Source organism: Caballeronia sp. NK8, assembly GCF_018408855.1.
GTDB lineage: Bacteria > Pseudomonadota > Gammaproteobacteria > Burkholderiales > Burkholderiaceae > Caballeronia.
On the sequence record NZ_AP024322.1, the window covers coordinates 1,882,977 to 1,906,590 of the forward strand.

At 65.2% G+C, this 23,614-nt stretch carries 23 protein-coding genes and 1 tRNA gene; 14 read left to right on the forward strand and 10 right to left on the reverse strand.

The features are described from left to right. Positions 1 to 466 precede the first annotated feature (466 nt). From NK8_RS08995 to NK8_RS09020, 6 genes are all read left to right on the forward strand, one after another. Positions 467 to 769: a malonate decarboxylase subunit delta gene (locus tag NK8_RS08995; RefSeq protein WP_213226110.1), complete on the forward strand. Its 303-nt coding sequence runs from the start codon at positions 467 to 469 to the stop codon at positions 767 to 769. Further along, entirely contained in the window at positions 766 to 1,605 is an 840-nt protein-coding gene (locus NK8_RS09000; RefSeq protein ID WP_213226111.1) for a biotin-independent malonate decarboxylase subunit beta, read from the forward strand. The genes NK8_RS08995 and NK8_RS09000 overlap by 4 nt, the downstream gene beginning before the upstream one ends. Continuing rightward, positions 1,602 to 2,417, forward strand: coding sequence for a biotin-independent malonate decarboxylase subunit gamma (mdcE, locus tag NK8_RS09005; RefSeq protein WP_213226112.1), 816 nt, complete (start codon positions 1,602 to 1,604; stop codon positions 2,415 to 2,417). Before NK8_RS09000 ends, mdcE begins: the two co-directional genes overlap by 4 nt. After that, positions 2,417 to 3,046: a malonate decarboxylase holo-ACP synthase gene (locus tag NK8_RS09010; RefSeq protein ID WP_225936149.1), complete on the forward strand. Its 630-nt coding sequence runs from the start codon at positions 2,417 to 2,419 to the stop codon at positions 3,044 to 3,046. Before mdcE ends, NK8_RS09010 begins: the two co-directional genes overlap by 1 nt. Beyond that, positions 3,043 to 3,978, forward strand: a complete 936-nt coding sequence (mdcH, locus tag NK8_RS09015) for a malonate decarboxylase subunit epsilon (protein WP_225936150.1) — start codon at positions 3,043 to 3,045, stop codon at positions 3,976 to 3,978. Before NK8_RS09010 ends, mdcH begins: the two co-directional genes overlap by 4 nt. A 169-nt stretch (positions 3,979 to 4,147) precedes the next feature. After that, positions 4,148 to 4,906, forward strand: a complete 759-nt coding sequence (locus NK8_RS09020; protein WP_061177246.1) for a M48 family metallopeptidase — start codon at positions 4,148 to 4,150, stop codon at positions 4,904 to 4,906. A gap of 58 nt (positions 4,907 to 4,964) precedes the next feature. On the opposite strand, the gene NK8_RS09025 is transcribed toward NK8_RS09020, so the two are convergent. The 7 genes from NK8_RS09025 to cysS form a co-directional block, all read right to left on the reverse strand. Next, positions 4,965 to 5,468: a porin family protein gene (locus tag NK8_RS09025; RefSeq protein WP_213226115.1), complete on the reverse strand. Its 504-nt coding sequence runs from the start codon at positions 5,466 to 5,468 to the stop codon at positions 4,965 to 4,967. A gap of 303 nt (positions 5,469 to 5,771) precedes the next feature. Further along, positions 5,772 to 5,864, reverse strand: a tRNA-Ser gene (locus tag NK8_RS09030). A 142-nt stretch (positions 5,865 to 6,006) separates the two neighbouring features. Further along, the gene (locus tag NK8_RS09035) at positions 6,007 to 7,257 is read right to left on the reverse strand and encodes an aspartate kinase (RefSeq protein ID WP_162065898.1); all 1,251 of its coding nucleotides are present in this window, start codon (positions 7,255 to 7,257) and stop codon (positions 6,007 to 6,009) included. 325 nt (positions 7,258 to 7,582) lie between these two features. Next, the gene (gene tilS / locus NK8_RS09040; RefSeq protein ID WP_213226116.1) at positions 7,583 to 9,010 is read right to left on the reverse strand and encodes a tRNA lysidine(34) synthetase TilS; all 1,428 of its coding nucleotides are present in this window, start codon (positions 9,008 to 9,010) and stop codon (positions 7,583 to 7,585) included. A gap of 37 nt (positions 9,011 to 9,047) precedes the next feature. Continuing rightward, positions 9,048 to 10,019, reverse strand: a complete 972-nt coding sequence (locus tag NK8_RS09045; RefSeq protein ID WP_162065900.1) for an acetyl-CoA carboxylase carboxyltransferase subunit alpha — start codon at positions 10,017 to 10,019, stop codon at positions 9,048 to 9,050. Positions 10,020 to 10,137: 118 nt separating this feature from the next. Continuing rightward, positions 10,138 to 11,184: an endonuclease III domain-containing protein gene (locus tag NK8_RS09050; RefSeq protein ID WP_162065901.1), complete on the reverse strand. Its 1,047-nt coding sequence runs from the start codon at positions 11,182 to 11,184 to the stop codon at positions 10,138 to 10,140. A gap of 47 nt (positions 11,185 to 11,231) precedes the next feature. Further along, positions 11,232 to 12,629: a cysteine--tRNA ligase gene (gene cysS / locus NK8_RS09055; RefSeq protein ID WP_162065902.1), complete on the reverse strand. Its 1,398-nt coding sequence runs from the start codon at positions 12,627 to 12,629 to the stop codon at positions 11,232 to 11,234. Between the two features lie 460 nt (positions 12,630 to 13,089). Between cysS and NK8_RS09060 the strand changes: the two genes are divergently transcribed. The 4 genes from NK8_RS09060 (at position 13,090) to NK8_RS09075 (ending at position 15,853) form a co-directional block, all read left to right on the forward strand. Beyond that, positions 13,090 to 13,857, forward strand: coding sequence for a tetratricopeptide repeat protein (locus NK8_RS09060; protein ID WP_213226117.1), 768 nt, complete (start codon positions 13,090 to 13,092; stop codon positions 13,855 to 13,857). A gap of 69 nt (positions 13,858 to 13,926) precedes the next feature. Beyond that, on the forward strand, positions 13,927 to 14,508 hold the full coding sequence (locus tag NK8_RS09065; RefSeq protein ID WP_162065904.1) for a peptidylprolyl isomerase: 582 nt from the start codon (positions 13,927 to 13,929) through the stop codon (positions 14,506 to 14,508). Between the two features lie 38 nt (positions 14,509 to 14,546). Continuing rightward, the gene (locus NK8_RS09070; RefSeq protein ID WP_162065905.1) at positions 14,547 to 15,038 is read left to right on the forward strand and encodes a peptidylprolyl isomerase; all 492 of its coding nucleotides are present in this window, start codon (positions 14,547 to 14,549) and stop codon (positions 15,036 to 15,038) included. A 14-nt stretch (positions 15,039 to 15,052) separates the two neighbouring features. Continuing rightward, positions 15,053 to 15,853 carry a UDP-2,3-diacylglucosamine diphosphatase gene (locus tag NK8_RS09075; RefSeq protein WP_213226118.1) on the forward strand — a complete coding sequence of 267 codons (801 nt, stop codon included), beginning with the start codon at positions 15,053 to 15,055 and terminating at the stop codon, positions 15,851 to 15,853. A 6-nt stretch (positions 15,854 to 15,859) separates the two neighbouring features. Here NK8_RS09075 and cysE read toward each other — a convergent pair whose 3' ends face one another. The 3 genes from cysE to NK8_RS43370 form a co-directional block, all read right to left on the reverse strand. Continuing rightward, positions 15,860 to 16,651, reverse strand: a complete 792-nt coding sequence (gene cysE, locus NK8_RS09080; protein WP_213226119.1) for a serine O-acetyltransferase — start codon at positions 16,649 to 16,651, stop codon at positions 15,860 to 15,862. A 191-nt stretch (positions 16,652 to 16,842) separates the two neighbouring features. After that, positions 16,843 to 17,613 carry an RNA methyltransferase gene (locus tag NK8_RS09085; protein ID WP_213226120.1) on the reverse strand — a complete coding sequence of 257 codons (771 nt, stop codon included), beginning with the start codon at positions 17,611 to 17,613 and terminating at the stop codon, positions 16,843 to 16,845. 120 nt (positions 17,614 to 17,733) lie between these two features. Continuing rightward, positions 17,734 to 17,865 (reverse strand): hypothetical protein, encoded by a 132-nt coding sequence (locus NK8_RS43370; RefSeq protein ID WP_286202772.1) that lies wholly within the window; start codon positions 17,863 to 17,865, stop codon positions 17,734 to 17,736. Here NK8_RS43370 and NK8_RS09090 point away from each other — a divergent pair. The 4 genes from NK8_RS09090 to mutS all read left to right on the forward strand — a co-directional run bounded on the left by NK8_RS09090 (position 17,864) and on the right by mutS (position 23,571). Continuing rightward, positions 17,864 to 18,667 carry an inositol monophosphatase family protein gene (locus tag NK8_RS09090; protein ID WP_162065909.1) on the forward strand — a complete coding sequence of 268 codons (804 nt, stop codon included), beginning with the start codon at positions 17,864 to 17,866 and terminating at the stop codon, positions 18,665 to 18,667. The genes NK8_RS43370 and NK8_RS09090 overlap by 2 nt on opposite strands. Positions 18,668 to 18,847: 180 nt before the next feature. Beyond that, positions 18,848 to 20,146 carry a lysophospholipid transporter LplT gene (gene lplT, locus NK8_RS09095; RefSeq protein ID WP_213226121.1) on the forward strand — a complete coding sequence of 433 codons (1,299 nt, stop codon included), beginning with the start codon at positions 18,848 to 18,850 and terminating at the stop codon, positions 20,144 to 20,146. An 87-nt stretch (positions 20,147 to 20,233) separates the two neighbouring features. Beyond that, positions 20,234 to 20,602, forward strand: a complete 369-nt coding sequence (locus NK8_RS09100) for a YqjD family protein (RefSeq protein ID WP_213226122.1) — start codon at positions 20,234 to 20,236, stop codon at positions 20,600 to 20,602. A gap of 260 nt (positions 20,603 to 20,862) precedes the next feature. Continuing rightward, complete coding sequence (mutS, locus tag NK8_RS09105) at positions 20,863 to 23,571, forward strand: DNA mismatch repair protein MutS (RefSeq protein ID WP_213226123.1); 2,709 nt, start codon at positions 20,863 to 20,865, stop codon at positions 23,569 to 23,571. Positions 23,572 to 23,614: the final 43 nt, after the last annotated feature.

The following is a 23,614-nucleotide window of genomic DNA, read 5'->3' on the forward strand; positions in this document are numbered from 1 at the left end:
CTTGGACCGCGCACGGTCTGTCACATCGCGCCGCGTAAGCGGCTGGTTCAGCACGAAATGGCTCCGACCCGCTTCGCGGCCGATGGGTTTATCGGGTGCGCGCGTGCTTTCATACCAAGTTATCCATACCAATGGTTTCCCTTGCATACCCAACGGCAGCGCGTAGCGCTGTGCCGGAACTGTTTCGTGCTGAACCAGCGTCTTTTGGGTACTAGCTCGTCAGACCGTGCGCGGTCCAAGCCCGGTTAGGCCTACGAGGGCACTCGCTACTGAGCCCACGAACAACGAGAAGAACACTCAAATTGCGTGTGACCGCGGGCGTATCGAGCTGCTTTCTTTGGTTACTTTCTTTGCAGCAGCAAAGAAAGTGACTGCCGCCCCGCACAGGGGCAACGCTAATAAACCAACACGAATACGGGATCCGGCGACAAACCAGCCTCAAAGCACCTCGAAGAGGAAACGAACGATGGAAAACATGCGATATGAATACCCGGCCAAGCGGCCCGTCACGCGCCGCGCCCACGTGGGCGTGGTCGGCTCCGGCGATCTCGAAGTGCTGCTCTCGCCGTCGCCGGGTGCGAACGCGGAAGTGGTGATCCGCACCAGCGTCGATGGTTACGGCCACGTATGGAAAAGCGTGCTCGATCGCTTCTTCCAGCGCTACGACGGCGCAGCGAAAATCGAACTCAACGATTTCGGCGCGACGCCCGGCATCGTGATGTTGCGCCTGAACGAAGCCGTGGAAGCAAGCGAAGGAGACACGCCATGAACGCGCACGACACTTTCCTCGCGCGCCACAGCTTCATCGAACTGACCGCGCGCGAGCGCGCCCGAACGCTGCTCGACCAGGGCACGTTCCGCGAACTGCTGGGCCCGTTCGACCACCTCGAATCGCCATGGCTCGCGATGCAAAACATCGTCTGTCAGGCCGACGACGGCGCGGTCATCGCGCGCGGCACGCTCGACGGCGAACCTGCGGTGATCGCCGCGATCGAGCCCGCCTTTCAGGGCGGCAGCATCGGAGAAGTGTCGGGCGCGAAAATCGCGGCCGCGCTCGAACTGGCCTTGAGCGAATTCGAAGCAGGACGCGCGATCCGTCCCGTCGTGCTGTTCGAAACCGGCGGCGTGCGCTTGCAGGAGGCCAATCTCGGACTCGCCGCGATCGCCGAGATTCAGGCGGCGATCGTCGCGCTCAGGCGGCATGTGCCAGTGGTCGGCGTGATCGGCGGAATGGTCGGCTGCTTCGGCGGCATGTCGCTCGCGGCGGCGCTGTGCACGGATCTCGTGATGACGCGTCAGGCCCGCCTCGGCATGAACGGACCCGAGGTGATCGAGCAGGAAGCGGGCATCGAGGAACTCGATTCGGGCGACCGGCGCCTCATCTGGTCGATGATAGGCGGCGACGAACGCGTTGCGGTCGGGCTGGCGGACACGCTCGTCGAAGACGATACGGATCAGGTCCGCGAAGCCGTGCTCGGCGCGTTCCGACGCGGCGTGCAAAAACATCGCACCGAGGACGTGGACGGCTTCATCGCGCGGCTCGCGCAAGTGAACCCGCACGCCATCGATCCCGACACACTGCGCACCTTGTGGGGCACATCATGACCGACACGCTTTCCCGTGGCGCGCGCTGGCTCGACGCGCTGAGTTCCGCACCCGCGCAAACCGAAAGCGGCCCGATCCGCGCCCGCGATGGCCAGCTCGGCGGCGCGCGCGCGAGCTTCTTCGCCGTCGTGCCCGATCCGCAGAACCGTTTTCCGCGCGCCACCGACAACGTCGTCGGACTCGAACAAGGCTGGCTGCTCGCCCGCGCAGTGCGCGCCGTGATCGACGCCGATCGCGCCGCCGATGTGAAGCGCCCGATCGTCGCCGTGGTCGATGTCAAGAGCCAGGCGTACGGCCGCCGCGAAGAACTGCTCGGCGTTCATCTCGCGTGCGCCGCCGCCGTCGATGCCTACGCCTGCGCGCGGCTCGCCGGTCATCCGGTGATCGCGCTGATCGTCGGTCCGGCGATGTCGGGCGCGTACCTCGCGCACGGTTATCAGGCGAACCGCATCGTCGCGCTCGACGCGCCCGGCACCGCCGTGCACGCGATGGGCAAGGAAGCCGCCGCGCGCGTCACGCGCCGCAGCGTCGAGAGCCTCGACGCGCTCGGCGACACCGTTCTGCCGATGTCGTACAAGATGAGCGCCTACGCGAAACTCGGGCTGCTGCACGAGCTGATCGAAGGCGTGGACGCCGACGCGCCCTCTTCCGCCGATATCGAGCGCGTGAAGGCGTCGCTCGCCGCCGCGGTGGAGGATGCGCGCAACGGCCCGCGCGATCTGTCGAGCCGGCTCACATCCGCCGACGCGCAACGCACCCGCGCCGCGTCGATCGAAGTGCGCAGGCGCATGCGCGAGCAGTGGAGCGCGTGATGAACCGCGCGCCGCGTCCGCACGATCTGCTGCGGCTCGTGCCCGCCGCGCCGCCGTTCGCCGATGCGCCCGCGTGGGTCGCGCCGGCGCTCGCGCGCGCACCGTTCGTGGTCGTGCGGCGCGTGCCTCGCATCGGCGATGCGATTGCCGTCGGCGTGCGCGGCGTCGCGCGCAACGAACGCTTCGGCACGTGGATCGAGCCGCGCTGGATCGACGCGATTCTCACGCCGGAAGATCTGCGCACGCGCGAACCCGATCCGCTGCGAGCCGCCGTGCCCGCGCTTGCGTTGTTGCGCGCGGTGGCCCCGATCATCGACGCTCACGGCGTCGACTGGGGTCCGACCGGCAGCGCAGGCTTCGAACTCGCCAGCGCGATGCCGACGCTCACGCGCGACAGCGACCTCGATATCGTCGTGCGCGCACCGACGCCCTTGCCGCGCGATGAGGCCGCAGCGCTCTTCGACGCGCTCTCGCACGCCGCGCAGGAAGCCGGCACGCGCATCGACGCGCAGATCGAAACGCCCGACGCGGCCTTTTCGCTGGCCGAATTCGCGCGCCCCAATCTGCGCGTGATGCTGCGGCACGCCGACGGCCCGCGCCTCGTCATCGATCCGTGGGCGGGCGCGTGATCGCCTTTGTGTTTCCCGGCCAAGGTGCGCAGACGCCGGGTTTTCTGCATCGGCTGGGCGGCGACACGCCGCATCCGTCGATCGCACGCACGTTCGACGAAGCATCGGACGTGCTCGGCGAGAACGTGCTCACGCTCGATACCGCCGATGCGCTCGCGTCGACCGTCGCGGTGCAGGTCACGCTCGTCGTCGCGGGCGTGGCGGCGGTGCGCGCGCTCGCGCAGGAAGGCATCGAGCCGGAGGCGGTCGCGGGTCTGTCGGTCGGCGCGTACGGCGCGGCGGTCGCGAGCGGCGCGATTGCCTTCGCCGATGCGCTGAAGCTCGTGCGCCTGCGCGCGGCCTTCATGGAAGAAGCCTGTCCGCGCGGCTACGGCATGCTGGCGGTGCTCGGGCTGAACGAGCGCGAACTCGCCCTCGCGATAGCCGACAGCGGTGCCGACGCCTACATCGGCAATCTGAACGCGCCGCGCCAGATCGTCGTGTCGGGCAGCGATGCCGCGCTCGCGCAGGTCCGCGACATTGCGCTCGCACGCGGCGCGCGCAAAGCCGAACGGCTCTGCGTGAGCGTACCGTCGCATTGCGTGCTGCTCGAAGGCGCCGCCGCGCGTCTGATCGATGCGGCGCGCGAGGTGCGCCTGGAGACGCCGCGCATCGCGTATGTCGGCAATCGTGGCGCGCGCGTGCTGCGCCGCGCCGACGCGATCCGCGAAGACCTCGCGACCAACCTGCGCTACCCGGTGCGCTGGCACGATTCGACCATCGCGCTGTCCGAGCTCGGCGCGAGCGTTTTCGTCGAAATGCCGCCCGGAGGCACGCTCACCTCACTGCTCGCCGACGCCCTGCCCGGCACCCCCGCCTACGCGATGGACGCGTCGCCGATCGGCTCGATCGCCGCGCGCGTTCGCATCGCGCGCAACCGCGCGAACGATTGATTCGCTTCTCGCGCACGACTGATTCGCGCTTCGCGCTGGCGTTTTCATCGATTCTGTCAGCAAAATCGGAATTTTCGGGTGGCTTACGAGTCGACTTTCATTAGCATTTCGCGGCGTCTGCGCATCCTTGCGCGACGACAACCACAACGACATTCCAAAGGTAAAAACTATGACGATCTTCCGCATCGCGGTGGCGGCATCCGCCGTGGTCACGCTCGCGTCGTGCAGCAGCATGGGCAGCATGGATCCGAACCAACTGATGCAATCCGGCCAGTTGGCGACGCAGGCGCTGTCGCTCAGCGATTCCGACGTCCGCACCCTGTCCGACAAGTCCTGTGCCGAACTCGACAAGGAAAACCAGATCGCGCCGGCCAACAGTCCGTACACGCAGCGCCTGAACAAGATTTCGAAGCAGCTCGGCGACAACATCAACGGCGTGCCCGTCAACTACAAGGTGTATCTGACGAAGGACGTCAACGCGTGGGCCATGGCCAACGGCTGCGTGCGCGTCTACAGCGGCCTCATGGACCTGATGAACGATGACGAAGTGCGCGGTGTCGTCGGCCACGAAATGGGCCACGTCGCGCTCGGCCACACGAAGAAGGCGATGCAGGTTGCGTACGTGACGACGGCGGCGCGCACGGTGGCGTCATCGGCGGGCGGGATCGTCGGCAATCTGTCGGCGTCGCAGCTCGGCGATCTGTCGGAGAAGTTCGTCAACGCGCAGTTCTCGCAATCGCAGGAAACCGCCGCCGACGATTACTCGTTCGACACGCAGAAAAAGAAGGGCTATGACCCGAAGGGACTCGTGACCGCGTTCCAGAAACTCGCGACCATTGACGGCGGCAAGTCGAGCATGCTGAGTTCGCACCCGGCGTCGCCGGCGCGCGCGAAGCATATCGAAGACCGGATCGCGTCCGGGAAGTGACGCCTGCCCAGGTGTTGCGCACGCGCGTCGGAGCGCGCGTGCATGGGAGCGAAGAAAATCAGAAGAAGTAGTAGCGCACGCCCACGGTCAGGCTGTCGTTGCGGCGATGGCCGCCGTCGTAGTGCGCGGTGTCGCCCGTGTATTCACCCGAGACGCTCCAGTTTTTCTGGAACTTGTATTCGACGCCCGCACCGTAGTGCAGGCGCGTGTCCGGCCAGAAGCCCGTGAAGCCGATGCGGGCATAGGGCATCAGATGGTTGTCGAGCGGCATGCCGAAGCGTGCGTCGAAGCCACCGTCGTTGCGGGTCGTCGAGCTGTTGTGGAAATCGGCGAATCCTTCGACACCGACCACGAAGCGATCGACATCGAAGTTGTAGCCCGCCATCAGGCCGGGGAAGAACGTGGTGTGAGTGGATTCCTGATAGCTGCGGCCCGTTGCATCGGACCAGTTGACGCCGACCTTCGTGCCGACATAGGGACCCGCGAATTCACTGGCCTGCGCGTGTGCAAGCGCGAACAACGAGACGAGAAGCGGCGCGACGAATTTCTTGAAACCTGCCATGACTGACTGATGGACCGTTAGTGAGGTATTGCCCCGCTGCGCAAGCGCGTCCGGGCGATAACCGTAAATCGGGACAACGAACGCGCGCGTTGCGTTGCACTTTGCTTGCCCAATGACAAGCAACCCGCGAGGTTAGTTACCTACGGTCAGCATCGAAAGCGGAAATGTCCGAAAGAGGATGCTTTTCGGCGTGGCAGATTCGCAGGATGACGAATCAATGCGAGAACGTAAAAGCCGATGATCGCGCCGCAAAAAGAAAAAGCCCCGCAAGTTTTTACGCTTGCGGGGCCTTCCTACTACTACTGGCGGAGACGGAGGGATTCGAACCCTCGATCCAGTTTTTAGCCAGATGCTCCCTTAGCAGGGGAGTGCCTTCGACCTCTCGGCCACGTCTCCCAAACTTTTCGTTGCACCGGGAGTGCAGTGCAACGAGATCGAGATAATAGCGTGTTCGCATGCGCCGGTCAAATTCACATGACGATTTTTTTCAAAACCGTCAATATCGGACCGCCCCGCTCCGCGAACCGCAACGGTGCAATTACGCGCGGTCGAGTTCGAACGCCTTGTGCAGCGCGCGCACGGCGAGTTCGGTGTACTTCTCGTCGATCAGCACCGAAATCTTGATTTCCGACGTGGAGATCATCTGGATGTTGATGCCCTCTTCCGACAGCGTGCGGAACATCGTGCTCGCGATGCCCACGTGCGAGCGCATGCCCACGCCCACCACCGACACCTTCGACACCTTCGGATCGCCCAGCACGGTTTCCGCCTGCACGTGGCCCTTCACCTGGTTGTTCAGGATTTCGAGCGCGCGCTGGTAGTCGCCGCGGCCGACCGTGAACGTGAAGTCGGTCTTGCCGTTCACGCTCTGGTTCTGAATGATCATGTCGATGTCGATGTTCGCATCGGCGACCGGCCCGAGAATCTGATACGCGACGCCCGGCTTGTCGGGCACGCCCATGACCGCGATGCGCGCTTCGTCGCGCTGGAACGCGATGCCAGAAATCACTGCTTTTTCCATGTTCTCGTCTTCTTCAAAAGTAATCAGGGTGCCGGAGTGCATCTCGTCGGCGAGCGGCATCAGCGGATCGGTCAGGCTGGAGAGCACGCGCGTCTTCACCTGATACTTGCCGGCGAATTCCACCGAGCGGATCTGCAGCACCTTCGAGCCGAGGCTCGCCATTTCCAGCATTTCCTCGAAGGTCACGCGGTCGAGCCGGCGCGCTTCCTCGACGACGCGCGGGTCGGTCGTATAGACGCCGTCGACGTCGGTGTAGATCAGGCACTCGTCCGCTTTCATCGCCGCCGCGATGGCGACCGCCGAAGTGTCCGAGCCGCCGCGGCCGAGGGTGGCGATATGACCTTCGGGATCGACGCCCTGAAAGCCCGTGATGACCACGACCTTGCCCGCGTCGAGATCCTTGAGCACGCGCTCGCCGTCGATCTCGCTGATGCGCGCCTTGGTGAACGCGCTGTCCGTCTTGATCGGCACTTGCCAGCCGGCATAACTCACGGCTTCGAGGCCTTCGGCGTGCAGCGCGATGGCGAGCAGCCCCACGCTCACCTGCTCGCCGGTCGAGGCAATCATGTCGAGTTCGCGCGGGTCCGGGTCGGCCTTGATGTCTCGCGCGAGACCGAGCAGGCGATTGGTTTCGCCGGACATCGCCGAGGGCACGACGACCATCTTGTGGCCGGCCTTGTGCCATTTGGCGACGCGCTTGGCGACGTTCTTGATGCGCTCGACCGAGCCCATCGAAGTGCCGCCGTATTTGTGTACGATGAGTGCCATTGTCGTTCTTGAACTGGAAGGAAAACCGCGCTTCACGCGCGCTGGCGCGAGAGCGCTCGAGACTCGTGCTCGATATTGCTTCAGGGGATATCGAAGCCTACGAACAGCGGGCGCTGCCGCTCGCCCGTCGCGCGCTCGCATGAGAGATGGAACGCTGCGCGCGGATGCGTGGTTGCGGGCGAAATCGAGTCTTTTGAACGCAGATGCCGCGCAAAAACGCGCTTGGGCGAAAACGAGTTACCGTACCCGATCGAGGCTTAAATTACAAGATGGAGCGCCCGAGACGACGATTTTACCGGCTTCGGCGCAACGGTCGCGAAGCGGCTCACGCCAGCAGCAAATCCGGCCGCCACGAGATGCGGCGCAGCGCGCCGTGCGCCGCGTTCGGCGCAGCTTCCCGGTTCACGCCCACATGCGGCACGAACAGCAGCGCCTCGCCGACGAAAAGCAGCGGGACGTCGCGCTTCCAGGCCGGCACGCCGCGCTCCTGAAACAGGTTCTTGAGCGTGCGGCTCGGCGCTTCACCCGCCACGCGCATGCGCTCGCCGCCGGCACGCGAACGCGCGACGAGCGTGGCCGCGCGCAGCACGCCTTCGCCGACGGCGTCATCGACGGCAGCGTCGACCGGTTCGAATACGAACGAGCCGCGCCATTGCGGCAGACGCCAGATTTCCTCGCCCTGCCATCGCAATTCGACGGGGAGCTTAGCCGCGGGCGCGCCTTCGTCGAGATCGGGCGCATCGCCGCTGTCGCCCGGCTCCCAGAACAGCGCATTGCGATACACGCGCAGACAATACCCCGCATGATCGACGCGCAACGCGTGACCATCGCGCGCGGCGGCGGCATCGCGCAACTGGCGCAGCATGTCCGCGATGCGCGCCGTCGATGCCGCCAGCAGGCCGCGCGAGCGAATCCAGAAACGCATGAGATTGATCGCGCGTTCGTCGTCGAGTGCGAGGAACGCGTCGAGCGCGAGCGCGTGTGCCTCGTCTGCGCTTTCCACGCCGTCCAGATCGATGCGCGCGAGCTGATCCAGCAGCCGTTGCGCCGACGCCGCGTGCGAAGCGGTGCGCGCGAGCGCATCGCGAAAACCGGGGAAATGCACCGCGAGCACCGGCAGCACGTCGTGTCGCAGCGCGTTGCGTGAATAGCGCGTGTCGGCGTTGGATTCGTCATCGATCCAGCTCAGATCGCGCTCGTGCGCGTACTGCTCCAGTTGCGCGCGCAGCAGGCGCAGTAACGGGCGCAAACGCGGCGTCGCGCCGTCGAGCCGCTGCGGGGCCATCGCCGCGAGGCCCGCTACGCCCGCGCCACGCAACAATTGCAGCAGCACGGTCTCGGCCTGATCGTCGGCGTGATGCGCGATCAGCAGCGCGCTTGCGCCGTACTCGTCGCAGAGATCGTCGAGCGCGTCGTAACGCGCATCGCGCGCCGCCGCTTCGAGACTCTCGCCGCCCGCGCGTGCGACATCGACATGACGCGCCGCGTAGGGCACGTCGAGCGAAGCCGCGAAGCGCTCGCAATGCGCGGCCCACGCGTTGGCGTTCGGGCTCAGGCCATGATGGACATGCAGTGCGACGACGCGCCGCGCGCCGAAGCAGTGCACGGCCGCATCGAGCAACACGGTCGAGTCGAGTCCGCCGCTCAGTGCGACGGCGAGAAGCGCATCGGGGGGAAGCGCCGCATCCGAAACCGCCGTGCGCAGCGCCTCGAACACGAGGCGGCCGGCTGGGGTTTCGGTAGCGGATGTCACGAGAGAAACGTGAGAGATGAACGCCGAAGATGCCGGGTTACGCGCCCGGCAGCGTTTCCTTGAACTTGCCGTAGGCCATCAGCTTGTCGAAACGACGCTCGCGCAAGTCGTTGACGCTCATGCCCTGGAACTGACGCAGCGAATCCGCGAGCGCCCGGCGCAGGAGCGCGGCCATGCCCTTCGGATCGCGATGCGCGCCGCCGAGCGGCTCGTTCACGATCTTGTCGATGAGACCGAGCGCCTTCAGCCGATGCGCCGTGAGACCCAACGCCTCGGCCGCTTCCGGCGCCTTCGCCGCGCTCTTCCACAGAATCGACGCGCAGCCTTCCGGCGAGATCACGGAATAGGTGGAGAACTGCAGCATCATCACGGTATCCGCGACGGCGATCGCGAGCGCGCCGCCCGAGCCGCCTTCGCCGATGATGGTCGTGATGATCGGCGTCTTGAGCTCCGCCATGACATACAGGTTGCGGCCGATCGCCTCGGACTGCCCGCGCTCTTCCGCGCCGATGCCCGGATACGCACCCGGCGTATCGACGAAGGTGAAGATCGGCAGGCTGAACTTCTCGGCCGTACGCATCAGGCGCTCGGCCTTGCGATAGCCTTCCGGACGCGGCATGCCGAAGTTGCGCAGCGCGCGTTCCTTCGTGTCGCGGCCCTTCTGATGGCCGATCACCATGCACGGCTGGCCATTGAAGCGCGCGAAACCGCCGACGATCGCGAGGTCGTCCGCGTAGGAACGATCGCCGTGCAGTTCGTGAAAATCGGTGAAAAGCTCGCTCACGTAGTCGAGCGTGTAGGGACGCTGCGGGTGACGCGCGATTTGCGAAACCTGCCAGGGCGACAGGTTCGCGTAGAGATCCTTCGTGAGTTGCTGGCTCTTCTTCGACAGCCGCTCGATTTCTTCCGAAATATCGACAGCGGAATCGTCCTGCACGAAGCGGAGTTCTTCGATCTTCGCTTCGAGTTCAGCGATCGGCTGCTCGAAATCCAGAAACGTGGTCTTCATATGTTCGAGTCCTAGAACCATCGGGCAGCGCGTATTCTAACCGCGTCCGTCCCTGATAAATGCGCGCGGAAGCTATGGATTATAAATCAACGATAGTTCCGCGATTCGCTGGCCAAAGTCAGTGATCTGCCGGGATCGGATTGAGGCTGCGCCACATGTACCAGGTCGCGACCGTGCGCCATGGCTCCCAGTTCGCCGCCACTTCGCGCGCCTCGCTGCGCGTGACCGGCTCGCCGCTGAAGTAGTTGACGCTGATCGCCTGGATCAGGCCGAGATCGTCGAGCGGCAAAACGTCCGGGCGCGACAGATTGAAGATGAGGAACATCTCCGCCGTCCATCGGCCGATGCCGCGAATCTGCGTGAGTTCCGCGATCACGGCTTCGTCGTCCATGGAGGTCCATGCATCGACATGCAGCGCGCCCGATTCGAAATGCTGCGCGAGATCCAGAATGTATTCGGCCTTGCGTTTCGACAAGCCGCAGGCCTGCAGCTTCTCGTGCCCGAGCCGGATGAAATGCGCGGGATGCACTTCCGGGCACGCGCTCTTCACGCGTTCCCAGATCGCTTGGGCCGCTTTCACGGAAATCTGCTGGCCCGCCACCGAGCGCGCGAGCGTCGAGAACGGATCGCCCAGATTGACGAGGTGGATCTCGCCAAAAGTAGGGATCAGCTTCTTGAGGATGCGGTCACGCTTCATGAGATCGGCGCACGCACGATCCCAGTAGTCGGGACGAACGACCTCGCGCGTGAGTCCGCCGATCTGCACCGGCACCGCCGCATCGGCCGTGACGACGCGCGACTTGCGCACCACTTCGCCACGTTCCGCGACGAGCGTCTGCGCGTTTGCGCCGTCGCCCGCGACCGCGCGGCCGTTGCCCTTCGCGGGCGACGCTTCCGCTTCTTCCGTGCCCGCCTTCGATGCGCGCGCAGCCCCGTTCAGGCGCGCCGCGGTCTCGGGCTTCGCTGCCTTGAGCGCGGCGCTGCGGGTCGGCTTCGCGCCGACGCCCGCACGCTTGAGCGCGGTCTTGCGGCCGACCGTTGCACTTGCGCCATCGATCTTCTGCGTGTTCGTTTTCGTTTGCGCGCTGCGCGTGCGCTTCGTTGCGCCCGACGCATCGCTGACAGACGCGGGTCGTTTGACCGGCGCCTTCCTGGCCGTTGCCATCTTGCCTCCTGCCTGGTGAGTCGATCAGAGGGTTCGAAGGGCCGCGTTCAAACGCGGCGCCATTCGGTCGACCCACCCGGTTTGTCTTCAAGCGCAATACCGGCTTCGAGCAATTCAGCGCGAATCCGGTCTGCTTCGGCATAGTTCTTCGCCTGCTTCGCGGCGATGCGTGCGGCGATCTTCGCTTCGATCTCCTGCGGCGCGAGGCCCTGCTGCGCGAGCGTGCCGCTCGCCTGCTGCAGGAACACGCGCGGCTCGCGCCCGAGCAGGCCGAGCACGCCCGCGAGTTCCTTGAGCTGGCGCGCGAGCGCGGTATCGCGCGTGCGGTTCACTTCGCCCGCGAGATCGAACAGCACCGATACGGCCACCGGCGTGTTGAAGTCGTCGTTCATCGCTGACTGGAAACGCTGCGCGTTCGCCTCGTTCCAGTCAAGTTGCTGATTGTCCGGCTCGACATCCTTCAACGCCGTATATAGGCGCGTCAATGCGTTCTTCGCGTCGTCGATATGCACGTCGCTGTAATTCAGCGGCGACCGATAGTGTGCCCGCGCAATAAAGAAGCGCACCACTTCGGCATCAAATTTTTCGAGGACTTCGCGGATCGTGAAGAAGTTGCCGAGCGACTTCGACATCTTCTCGTTGTCGATCTGCACGTAGCCGTTGTGCATCCAGTAGTTCACGAACGTCTTGCCGGTCGCGCCTTCGCTCTGCGCGATCTCGTTCTCGTGATGCGGAAACTGCAGGTCCTGTCCGCCGCCGTGGATGTCGAAGTGCTCGCCGAGCAAGGTGCAGCCCATCGCGGAACATTCGATGTGCCAGCCCGGACGCCCGCGGCCCCACTTCGAGTCCCAGCCGGAGTCGGCGGGCTCATCAGCTTTCGCCTGCTTCCACAGGACGAAGTCGAGCGGATCTTCCTTCGCGTCATTGGCGGCGACGCGCTCGCCGGCACGCAGGTCTTCGAGCGACTTGCCCGAAAGCTTGCCGTAGTCGGCGAACTTGCGCACCGCATAGTTCACGTCGCCGTCCTTCGCCTGATACGCGTAGCCGTTCGCGTGCAATGCATCGATCATGCCGAGCATCTGCGGGATGAAGTCGGTCGCGCGCGGCTCGATATCCGGGCGCGCGACGCCGAGCGCGGCCGCGTCTTCATGCATCGCCGTGATGAAGCGATGCGTGAGCGACTTGATCGGCTCGTTGTTCTCGACCGCGCGGCGGATGATCTTGTCGTCGATGTCCGTGATGTTCTGCACGTACGTGACCTTGTAGCCGATCGTGCGGAGCCACCGTTGCACGATATCGAACACCACCATCACGCGCGCATGGCCGATGTGACAATAGTCATACACCGTCATTCCGCAGACATACATGCGTACCTCGCCGGCTTTGAGCGGCGTGAAGGGTTGCTTGTCACGGGCGAGCGTGTTGTAGATGCGCAGCGAGTTCATAGAAGGCGAAGCATGGACCGGAATCAACCGTGTGCCGGGCAGCAGTCGGCGTGGACGATACGCGCGGGAGCCGGAGAGACCCACACGCGAGCGCGAACACGACGGTCATGCGACCAGGACGGAGACGGCCACGAGTGGCGAAAGACAGTCTGGCGTCGGCGCGGAATGCGCGCTTGGGGCAACAAGCGCAAGACACGTGCGCGGGACGTGCAGACCTTTTGTTAGAATGGGTCGGAGTATAACACCGGGACTTGAGCCTATGAAATGTCGAAGCGGCCGCGCGGCGGGCTTTGCAAGCCGCGCTCCGGGCCGGGCTGAAAGCCTTGCCGGACCGCGTGCCGCATCGGGCATTTCTGCTCCCGCTCCGGTTCTCGCGATCGTTCACGCCCTGAAGCGCTCGCGGTCTCTTTCGCCGCTTTCGTGGCATCTTTCGCTGCATCATTCATTGACTCGATTCCAAGTGACCCATCGCACAGCGCGCGCGCCTTCGCCACTCTCCCGCCGGTTCGTTACGCACACGCTCGCCATCGCGGCGTTCGGCTTCGCCGCATGCGTTGGCATGTCGGGCGCGGCGCTCGCGCAAACCTCGCCCGCCACGCGCGACGACACGCCGCAAATCGATTCGGCCATCGCCAGCAAGGACTGGAACGCCGCGCTCACGCAACTCGATGCGCGCATCGCGAGCAATCCGCGCGACGTGCAGGCGAAGTTCAAGCGCGCGACCGTGCTCGCCCGCCTGAATCGCGACGACGACGCCATCGCCGCCTTCACCGAGCTCACGCAGGCCTACCCCGAACTGCCCGAGCCGTACAACAACCTCGCCGCGCTGTATGCGAAGAAAGGCCGCTACGAGGAAGCGCGCGCCGCGCTCGAAACCGCGGTGAAGGCGAACCCCGGCTACGCGCTAGCGTACGACAACCTTGGCGATCTTTATCTGCGCCTCGCGAGCGAGTCGTACAAGCGCGCGCAGTCGCTCGGCTCGAAGAGTCCGCTCACGAGCCAGCGCATCGCGGCGATCCAGAACATCTACACGCCGCCGAAGAAGCGCGCGAGCGCGGCGGACGTCGCGTCGGGCGCGGCGGCGGTTCCGCGCGCGGCCGACGAATGGACGCCAGAGGCCGGCGCCGGCACGTCGCCGATGCCCTCGCCCGACGAATACTCGCCGTTCGGCGGCCCGAGCGGCCCGCTGCCGACCACGCCCTACGTCGCGCCGAAAGCGCAACCGTAAGCGCTCGAAACCGCGCGCGCGGCCGACTGTCCGCATTCACCACACGAACCACACGAGGATCGATCCTTCATGAAATTCCTGATGTTGGCGCTTTCGAGCGCCGCCCTGATCGCGAGCGCGCCGGCGTTCGCCCAGCCGAATGCGCAGGCGGCGCGCCCCACCGTGCTCATCAAGACCACGCAAGGCGACATCAAGGTCGAGTTGTATCCCGAGAAAGCGCCGAAGACGGTCGCGAACTTTCTCGACTACGTGAAGTCCGGTCAGTACAGCGGCACGATCTTCCATCGCGTGATTCCGGGCTTCATGATCCAGGGCGGCGGCTATAGCACGAGCTTCGCCGAGAAGCCCACGCGCGCGCCGATCCCGCTCGAAAGCAGGAACGGTCTGAAGAACGCCACGGGCACGCTCGCGATGGCGCGCACGAGCGACCCGAACTCGGCCACCGCCCAGTTCTTCATCAATACGGTCGATAATGCGGGTCTCGACTATCCGAGCCCGGATGGCAACGGCTATGCCGTGTTCGGCAAGGTCGTTTCGGGCATGGATGTCGTGAAGAAGATCGAAGGCAGCCCGACCACCACGCGCGGTCCGATGCAGGACGTGCCGCAGAAGCCGACCGTGATCGAGTCGGCCACCGTGGTCTCGCAGTAACACGAAGCTCAATCAAACACATTGGAGAGAACACCATCATGGTCGAACTGCATACGAACCACGGCGTCATCAAGCTTGAACTGGACGCCGAGAAAGCGCCGAAGACGGTCGAGAACTTCCTCAGCTACGTGAAGAAGGGTCATTACGACAACACCGTGTTCCACCGCGTGATCGACGGCTTCATGATCCAGGGCGGCGGCTTCGAGCCGGGCATGAACCAGAAGCCCACCGATGCGCCGATCAACAACGAAGCCAACAACGGCCTCACGAACGACAACGGCACGGTCGCCATGGCGCGCACCAACGACCCGCATTCGGCGACGGCGCAGTTCTTCATCAACGTGAAGGACAACGACTTCCTGAACCATTCGTCGCCGACGCCGCAAGGCTGGGGCTACACCGTGTTCGGCAAAGTGGTCGAAGGCATGGACGTGGTCGAGAAGATCAAGAAGGTCAAGACCGGCTCGAAGGGTTTCCATCAGGACGTGCCGGTCGACGACGTCGTGATCGAGAAGGCCGTCGTGGTCTGATCTCCGTTCATTGCATGATCGATACGAAGACTTCATTCGATCGCATGGCAGCGGGCGCAGCGAACCACGCGCGCCCGCTGTTTTTCATTGCCGATCTGCACCTCTCGGAAGCGATTCCCAAAACGGTCGAAGCGTTCGAGCATTTCATCGAAGTGACGGCGAACGAGGCGGACTCCGTTTTCATACTCGGCGACCTGTTCGAATTCTGGGTCGGCGACGATATCCTCGATGCGCCTGCGTCGGACGCGCGCGCCAGCTTCGCGCGCCGCATGACGCGACTCATGCACACGCTTTCCGAGCGCGGCATCGGCCTCTACGTGATGCACGGCAACCGCGATTTCCTGCTGGGCAAGCGCTTCATGAAGGATGCGGGCGCGCTGCCCCTGCCCGATCCGTTCGTGATCACCGCGTTCGGCAAGCGCGTCGTGCTCGCCCACGGCGACGGCCTCTGCACGGCCGATCGCGCCTATCAGCGCTTTCGCGCGTTCGCGCGCAACCGCTTCGCGCAGCGGCTCTTTCTGGCGTTGCCGCTCGACACGCGGCTGGGCATCGGGCAGCGCATGCGCACGAAGAGCGAAGGCGCGCGCACGATGGGCGTCGACGCGAAATACGACGTCACGAAGAAAGCCGTCTCGCAGCTATTCATCAACAGCCGCACGCATACGCTGATTCACGGCCACACGCATCGCCCGGCGATGCATCGCGAAGTCGAAGGCGTGCGCTGGGTTCTGCCCGACTGGGAACTGGACATCGGCAAACCGCGCGGCGGCTATCTGCGCCTCGACGATAGCGGCGTGCATCCGCTGCCTCTCTAAAGCCTTTTAACGCGCAAGCGATTCCGTACGCTCTTCGGTCTTGCCGTCCATCGACGTGCACAGGCGCTTGAGATCGACGAGCGCGGCGCCATCGACGGCATTGAGCGCTTCCACGCGCGCGCCGAGCCGTTCGAGCGCCGCGACGATCTCGTCGATGCGCTGCGTCTGCGTCGAGGCGTGATCGATCAGGCCGTGGATCGCGAGCGACATGGGATCGTCGGCGTTCGGCGTGATGCCATAGGCGCAGAAACCTTCGTGCTTCGTTTCCTTCGGTCTGGAAACCGCCGGCATCACGATGCGCGCCGGATTGCCCACTGCGGTGCCGCCCGCCGGCACCGGCTTCACGACCACCGCATTGGAGCCGATCTTCGCCTCGGCGCCGATGGTGAAACCGCCGAGCACCTTCGCGCCCGCACCGACGATCACGCCGCGCTCGAGCGTCGGATGACGCTTCGCGCCGCGCGTGAGCGACGTGCCGCCAAGCGTCACGCCCTGATAGATCGTGCAGTCGTCGCCGATTTCAGCGGTTTCGCCGATCACGACGCCCATGCCGTGATCGATGAACACGCGCCGCCCGAGCGTCGCGCCCGGATGGATCTCGATGCCGGTAAGAAAGCGCGCGAGCTGCGACACGAAGCGCGCGAGCCAGCGCCATTGGCGGCGCCAGCACGCGTGCGCGAACCGATGCAGCACGATCGCGTGCAGCCCCGGATAACAGGTGACGACTTCCCAGGCGCTGCGGGCAGCGGGATCGCGCTCGCGGATGGCGGCAATGTCTTCGCGAATTCGGTCGAACATGGCGATGTCTCGATGGTGGGAGGGGTCGCGCGCCGTTCCACGCCACGAGAAGCGCCTAAAGCAGGGAACGCGCAAAGCTTATATCGGCGGTCGCCGTTTTTCGCCGATTGTAGGGCGAGCGCGCCGCGTTTGCCCGATGCCCCCGATGGCAACGCGGTCGCTGCCATCCGGACAAACGGGCGCACGCGCGTTCAGTCTTTCCTGGCGCGAAGCAGGATGTGCTTGGCGATGCCGCGCAGGATATTCACCTCTTCGTGCTCCAGCCCCGAGCGCGCGAAGAGCCGCCGCACGCGCGACATCAGCTTCTTCGGATTGGCCGGATCGAGAAATTCGAGCGCGACGAGCGCCTCTTCGAGATGCGCGTACATGCCTTCGATTTCATCGCTCGCCGCGCTCTGCGCCGCCGGCTCGACGGCGGCAAGCGAACTCGCGGGCGCCTGGAACGCGAGCCGCAGCTCGTAGGCGAGCACCTGCACGGCTTGCGCGAGATTGAGCGAACTGTAGGCGGGATTGGCCGGAATATGCGCGAGCGCGCTGCAGCGCTCGACATCCGCGTTGGACAGGCCGGTGCGCTCGTTGCCGAACACGAGTGCGATGTCGCCGTGGCGCACGAATTCGTGCGCGCGTTCGGCAAGCGCGCGCGGCGGCATCTGCGGCGGTCCGTATTCGCGCATGCGGGCGGTCAGCGCCACCGACCAGCGCACGCCGACGAGCGCTTCGGCGAGCGAGTCGACGACATGGGCGGACGCGAGCACGTCGTCGGCGCCGGAGGCCATCGCGATGGCTTCGGGCTCGTTCTTCACGTCGGCGACGCGCGGCGCGACGAGGACGAGGCGCGCGAAGCCCATCGTCTTGAGCGCGCGCGCGGCCGCGCCGACGTTGCCCGGATGACTCGGCTCGACGAGGATGAAGCGCGTGGACGTGAAGCCGCCGGCAGGCGCGGAGAGATCGTTGGGTTCCAAGGCTCGATGTGCGTTGAATGTGCGAACCCGCCATGTTAACGCGCTTTGGCGAACAGCCGGAAACGCGCAGCCACTTTCGGGTAAAATGGCCCCTTCGCGCGCCGCGAACGATTGTCGCAGTCAGTCGAATCTTCGCGCGAACGCCCCGCTCTTATTCAATTCGTCTTTCGTCGACATAGTCGTTGTCGCCAACTTTTCCGCCTGCGCGTGTTCGTCGCTGAACGCGCCCGGCGGCCACAGGATTTCGCTCATGCATCCGATGCTCAATATCGCTGTCAAGGCCGCGCGCCGCGCCGGACAGATCATCAACCGCGCGTCGCTCGATCTGGACCGCGTCCAGGTCAGCAAGAAACAGCACAACGACTTCGTGACGGAAGTCGACAAGGCGTCCGAAGCCGCCATCATCGAGACGCTGCACACCGCCTATCCCGATCACTCGATCCTCGCCGAAGAGTCCGGCGCGACGGATCGCGAGTCGGAGTTCCAGTGGATCATCGATCCGCTCGACGGCACCACCAACTTCATCCACGGCTTCCCGTACTACTGCGTGTCGATCGCGCTCGCGCACAAGGGCGTCGTCCAGCAGGCCGTCATTTACGATCCGACCCGCAACGACCTCTTCACCGCATCGCGCGGCCGCGGCGCGTATCTGAACGAACGGCGCATTCGCGTCGGCAAGCTGGATCGGCTGTCGGATGCGCTGATCGGCACCGGTTTCCCGTTCCGCGACGGGCAGGGCCTGAACGGCTACATGCGCCTCTTCAGCGAAATGACGCTGTCGTGCGCGGGCCTGCGCCGTCCGGGCGCGGCGGCGCTCGATCTCGCCAACGTCGCGGCCGGCCGCCTCGACGGTTTCTTCGAGCAAGGCATCCATCCGTGGGACGTGGCGGCGGGCAGCCTGATGGTGACGGAAGCGGGCGGGCTCGTCGGCAATTACACGGGCGAATCGGATTTCCTGTTCCAGAACGAGATCGTCGCCGCCAATCCGAAGGTGTACGCGCAGATGATCAAGATTCTCGATCCGTACTCGCGCACGCGTCTGACGGGCGAATAAGCTGCATCGAAAGGGCGCGCCCTGCGCCCTTTCTCTTTTCCTCTCCTCGCGTCCCCTGCGCTGCAACGATCGCACGGCTCCGTTACAGTGCAATCTTTTGCCCTCGCCACCCGAAGGCGACGCTTCGTCGCGCCCTTCCCCGTCTGTCCGCCGCGCGCCGCGCCACACGTCACTCCCGCCATGAAGAAAGGCTTCTACACGATCATCGCCGCGCAGTTCGTTTCATCGCTCGCCGACAATGCGCTCCTGATCGCCGCGATCGCCATGCTCGCCGTCGTGCAATCCGCGCCGTGGGTCACGCCGCTTCTGCAAATCTTTTTCACGATTTCCTATGTCGTGCTCGCGCCATTCGTCGGCGCATTCGCCGATGCGATCCAGAAACGCCACGTCATGTTCATCTCGAACGCGCTCAAGGCGGGCGGCTGCGCGATGATGATCGCGGGCGTGCATCCGATGCTCGCGTATGGTGTCGTCGGTCTCGGTGCGGCGGCGTATTCGCCGGCGAAATACGGCATTCTCACCGAGCTGCTGCCGCCGCAAAAGCTGATCGCGGCGAACGCGTGGCTCGAATCCGCGACCGTCGGCTCGACGATTCTGGGCACCGTGATCGGCGGCGCGCTCGTGAGTCAGGTCGTCGCGCGCTGGGTCACGCACGCGCATCTGCCGCTCGTGAGCACCGCCGCGCACGCCGCGCTCTTCGCGGTGATGGTGATCTATGCATCGGCGGCCGTCATCAACGTGTTCATTCCGGACACCGGCGCGCGCTATCCGAACCTGCTCACCGAGCCGACCCGGCTCGTCGGCGATTTCTCCCACAGCTTCAAGGTGTTGTGGAAAGACAAGCTCGCGCAGATCGCGCTGTGGGTCACGACGCTGCTGTGGGGCGCGGCCGTCACGCTGCAACTGCTCGTGCTCAAGTGGGCCGATGCGAACCTCGGCCTGTCGCTGTCGAAGGCCGCCGTGCTGCAGGGCGTGACGGGGCTTGGCATCGCGCTCGGCGCCGCGGCGGCGTCCGCGTGGATCGTGCTGCGGCAATCGCTGCGCGTGCTGCCGGTGGGCGTGCTGATCGGCGCGGTGGCGGTCGCGATGGCCTTCTACAACAAGGATCTCTTTCCTGAGGGCGCGGGCGTGCAGATCGGCCCGTTCTTCGCGCCGGCCTACATCCTGATGGCCTATCCGCTGATGATCGCGCTGGGCGGTCTGTCGGGCTTTTTCATCGTGCCGATGAACGCGATCCTGCAGCATCGCGGCGCGACGCTGCTGTCCGCCGGGCATTCCATTGCGGTGCAGAATTTCAACCAGAATCTCGCCGTGCTCTCGATGCTCGGCGCGTATGCGCTGCTTCTGACCGTCAAGGTGCCGGTGCAGTGGATCATCGTCGTATTCGGCCTGTTCGTCTGCCTGATGATGGCGCTCGCGATGCGCCGCCACAGCCAGAACGAACGCGAAACGGACCTGGGCGCGCTGGTCGAGGAATGAACCTTGCTCAACGGTGTATTCTGGGTCCATACCCCGGCTGCGGGGTACGGCGATATTCCTCGGCAACGTCACTAAAGGAGCAAGGAAATGGGATTGTTCACACGTTCGACGCTCGACAGCAAGATCAATGGCGCCGCCGATCTCGGCCAGCGCGCGGTGCGAGGTGCGAGCGACGCGGTCGATTCGGCCAGCGGCCAGTTGCGCAGTCTGCTGGATGATCTGGAAAGCTCGATACTGAACGCAAAGGATATCGATGCGGACAAGCTGCGCAAGGAATTGCAATCGAAGCTCAAAACTGCCCGCTCGCAGATGAACGGCGCGGGCGGCGCGATTTCGGGCAAGCTCGGCGATGCAGCCGGATACGCCGACGATTTCGTGCATGACCGGCCGTGGCATACGCTCGGCGCGGTGGCGGGGCTCGCATTGCTCGTCGGTTATCTCGCTGGGCGCGCGTGACGCGCACTCGTCCTCTCGGCCTGCCGCCGCAACGTTGAAGCATTCGTTTCGGCGGCGGGCATTATCCTCGCCACACGCGAGCGGGCACGCCTTGCCCGCTCACATCTGCTGAATTCGCCTTCGCCAGCAGCGCGCTGCTAGCCCGTTCGGCCGACTCGCGCCCATCCGGCACAGGTTAAACTCTTGCCCTATCGGCTCATTCGCGCCGGCGCAACCTCGCGCCCGGCCGTCTGGTCATTCCGGCTTCCACAGCACGCAAGATGGGCAATCACACGGCAACTCCCGACACTTCCTTCGATAGCGGCGCGCCACTCGCGGACCTGTCGCAGCACACGCCGATGATGCAGCAGTATCTGCGCATCAAAGCGGAACATCCCGGCACGCTCGTTTTCTACCGGATGGGCGATTTCTACGAGCTTTTCTTCGACGATGCGGAGAAAGCCGCGCGCCTGCTCGATCTCACGCTCACCCAGCGCGGCGCTTCGGGCGGCAATCCGATCAGAATGGCGGGCGTCCCGCACCACGCATGCGAGCAATATCTCGCGAAGCTGGTCAAGCTCGGCGAGTCGGTGGCGATCTGCGAACAGATCGGCGATCCGGCGACCTCGAAAGGGCCGGTCGAGCGCAAGGTGGTGCGCGTCGTCACGCCCGGCACGCTGACCGACGCAGCCCTGCTCTCGGACAAGAGCGATGTCTATCTGCTCGCGCTGTGCCCCGCGCACAACCGGCGCGGCGTGGTGACGAGCGTCGGCCTCGCGTGGCTCAATCTCGCGAGCGGCGCGCTGCGTCTCGCGGAGGTCGCGCCGGGGCAAGTAAGTACTGCGCTCGAGCGCATCCGCCCGGCGGAGACGCTCATCGCGGATTCGATCACGGACGCGCAGTCATCGCTCGGCGTGACGAATCCGGGCGCGACCACGCGCGTTCCCGCCTGGCATTTCGATGTCGGCTCGGGCACGCAGCGTCTGCGCGAACAACTCGATGTCGCGAGTCTCGACGGCTTCGGCGCTCAGACGCTCACCTGCGCGTGCGGTGCGGCCGGCGCGCTCCTGCTCTATGCCGCCGCGACGCAAGGCCAGCAGTTGCGTCACGTGCGCAGCCTGAAGGTCGAATACGAATCGGAATACATCGGGCTCGATCCCGCCACGCGCCGCAATCTCGAACTCACCGAGACGCTGCGCGGGACCGAATCGCCCACGCTGTTCTCGCTGCTCGACACCTGCTGCACGACGATGGGCAGTCGGCTGTTGCGCCACTGGCTGCATCATCCGCCACGCGATGCATCGGTTGCGCAGGCGCGTCAGCAGGCGATCGGCGCATTGCTCGACGCACCCGTGAACGGCGGGCTCGACACCTTGCGCGGCGCGCTGCGCAAGATCTCGGATATCGAGCGCATCACGGGGCGGCTGGCGTTGCTGTCGGCGCGGCCGCGCGATCTGTCGAGCCTGCGCGACACCTTCGCCGCGCTGCCCGACCTGCGCGCGCTCGTAGCGGCCGTGGCGGCGCATGCGTCGGCGCTGGAGCGCATCACTGTCGCGCTCGAACCGCCGCACGAGTGTCTCGATCTCCTGACGAGCGCCATCGCGCCCGAACCTGCCGCGCTAATCCGCGACGGCGGCGTGATCGCGCGCGGCTACGATCCCGATCTCGATGAATTGCGCGATATTTCGGAGAACTGCGATCAGTTCCTGATCGAACTCGAAGCGCGTGAGCGCACGCGCACGGGCATCGCGAATCTGCGCGTCGAGTACAACAAGGTGCATGGCTTCTATATCGAGGTCACGCGCGGCCAGACCGACAAGGTGCCCGACGACTATCGCCGCCGTCAGACGCTGAAGAACGCCGAACGCTACATCACGCCCGAGCTGAAAACGTTCGAGGACAAGGCGCTGTCCGCGCAGGAACGCGCGCTCGCGCGTGAACGCGCACTCTATGACGCGCTGTTGCAGAACCTGCTGCCCTTCATCGCCGATTGCCAGCGTGTGGCGGGCGCGCTCGCGGAACTCGATCTCCTGTGCGCGTTCGCCGAACGCGCCCGCGCGCTCGACTGGGTCGCGCCGCAATTCACCGCCGATGCCGGCATCGATATCGAACAGGGCCGGCATCCGGTCGTCGAGGCGCAGGTCGAGCAGTTCATCGCCAATGATTGCTGTCTCGGCCAGGATCGCAGGCTGCTGCTGATCACCGGCCCGAACATGGGCGGCAAGTCGACCTTCATGCGCCAGACCGCGCTGATCGCGCTGATGGCGTACGTCGGCAGCTATGTGCCTGCGAAGCGCGCGCGTTTCGGCGCGCTCGATCGCATCTTCACGCGCATCGGCGCGGCGGACGATCTCGCGGGCGGCCGCTCGACCTTCATGGTCGAGATGACGGAAGCAGCGGCGATTCTGAACGACGCGAGCGCATCGAGTCTCGTGCTGATGGACGAGATCGGGCGCGGCACCTCGACCTTCGACGGTCTCGCGCTCGCCTGGGCCATCGCGCGGCATCTGCTCACGCACAACGGCTGCTACACGCTGTTCGCCACGCACTACTTCGAGCTCACGCAATTGCCCGCGGAATTCGCGCAGGCGGCGAACGTGCATCTGTCGGCGGTCGAGCACGATCACGGCATCGTGTTCCTGCACGCGGTGAGCGAGGGTCCGGCGAATCAGAGCTACGGCTTGCAGGTCGCGCAGCTCGCGGGCGTGCCGGGCGCGGTGATCCGCGCGGCGCGCAAGCATCTCGTGCATCTGGAGCAGCAGTCGATCGGCCAGCCGACGCCGCAATTCGATCTGTTCGCGAGTCAGCCCTACGCACCCTACGAGGACGAGCCGCGCGACGCTGAACCAGCGCCGGCCGAAGCGCCCGAACATCCGGTGATGGACAGGCTGCGCGCGCTCGACCCGAACGAGCTGCGTCCGCGCGATGCGCTCGATCTGCTCTACGAACTGCATGAACTGGCGAATCGTCCGCCGGATGCCGCGCGTTGAGCGTGGTGTCGCCGCGCGCCTGACGAGCGCAGTATCGATCGCA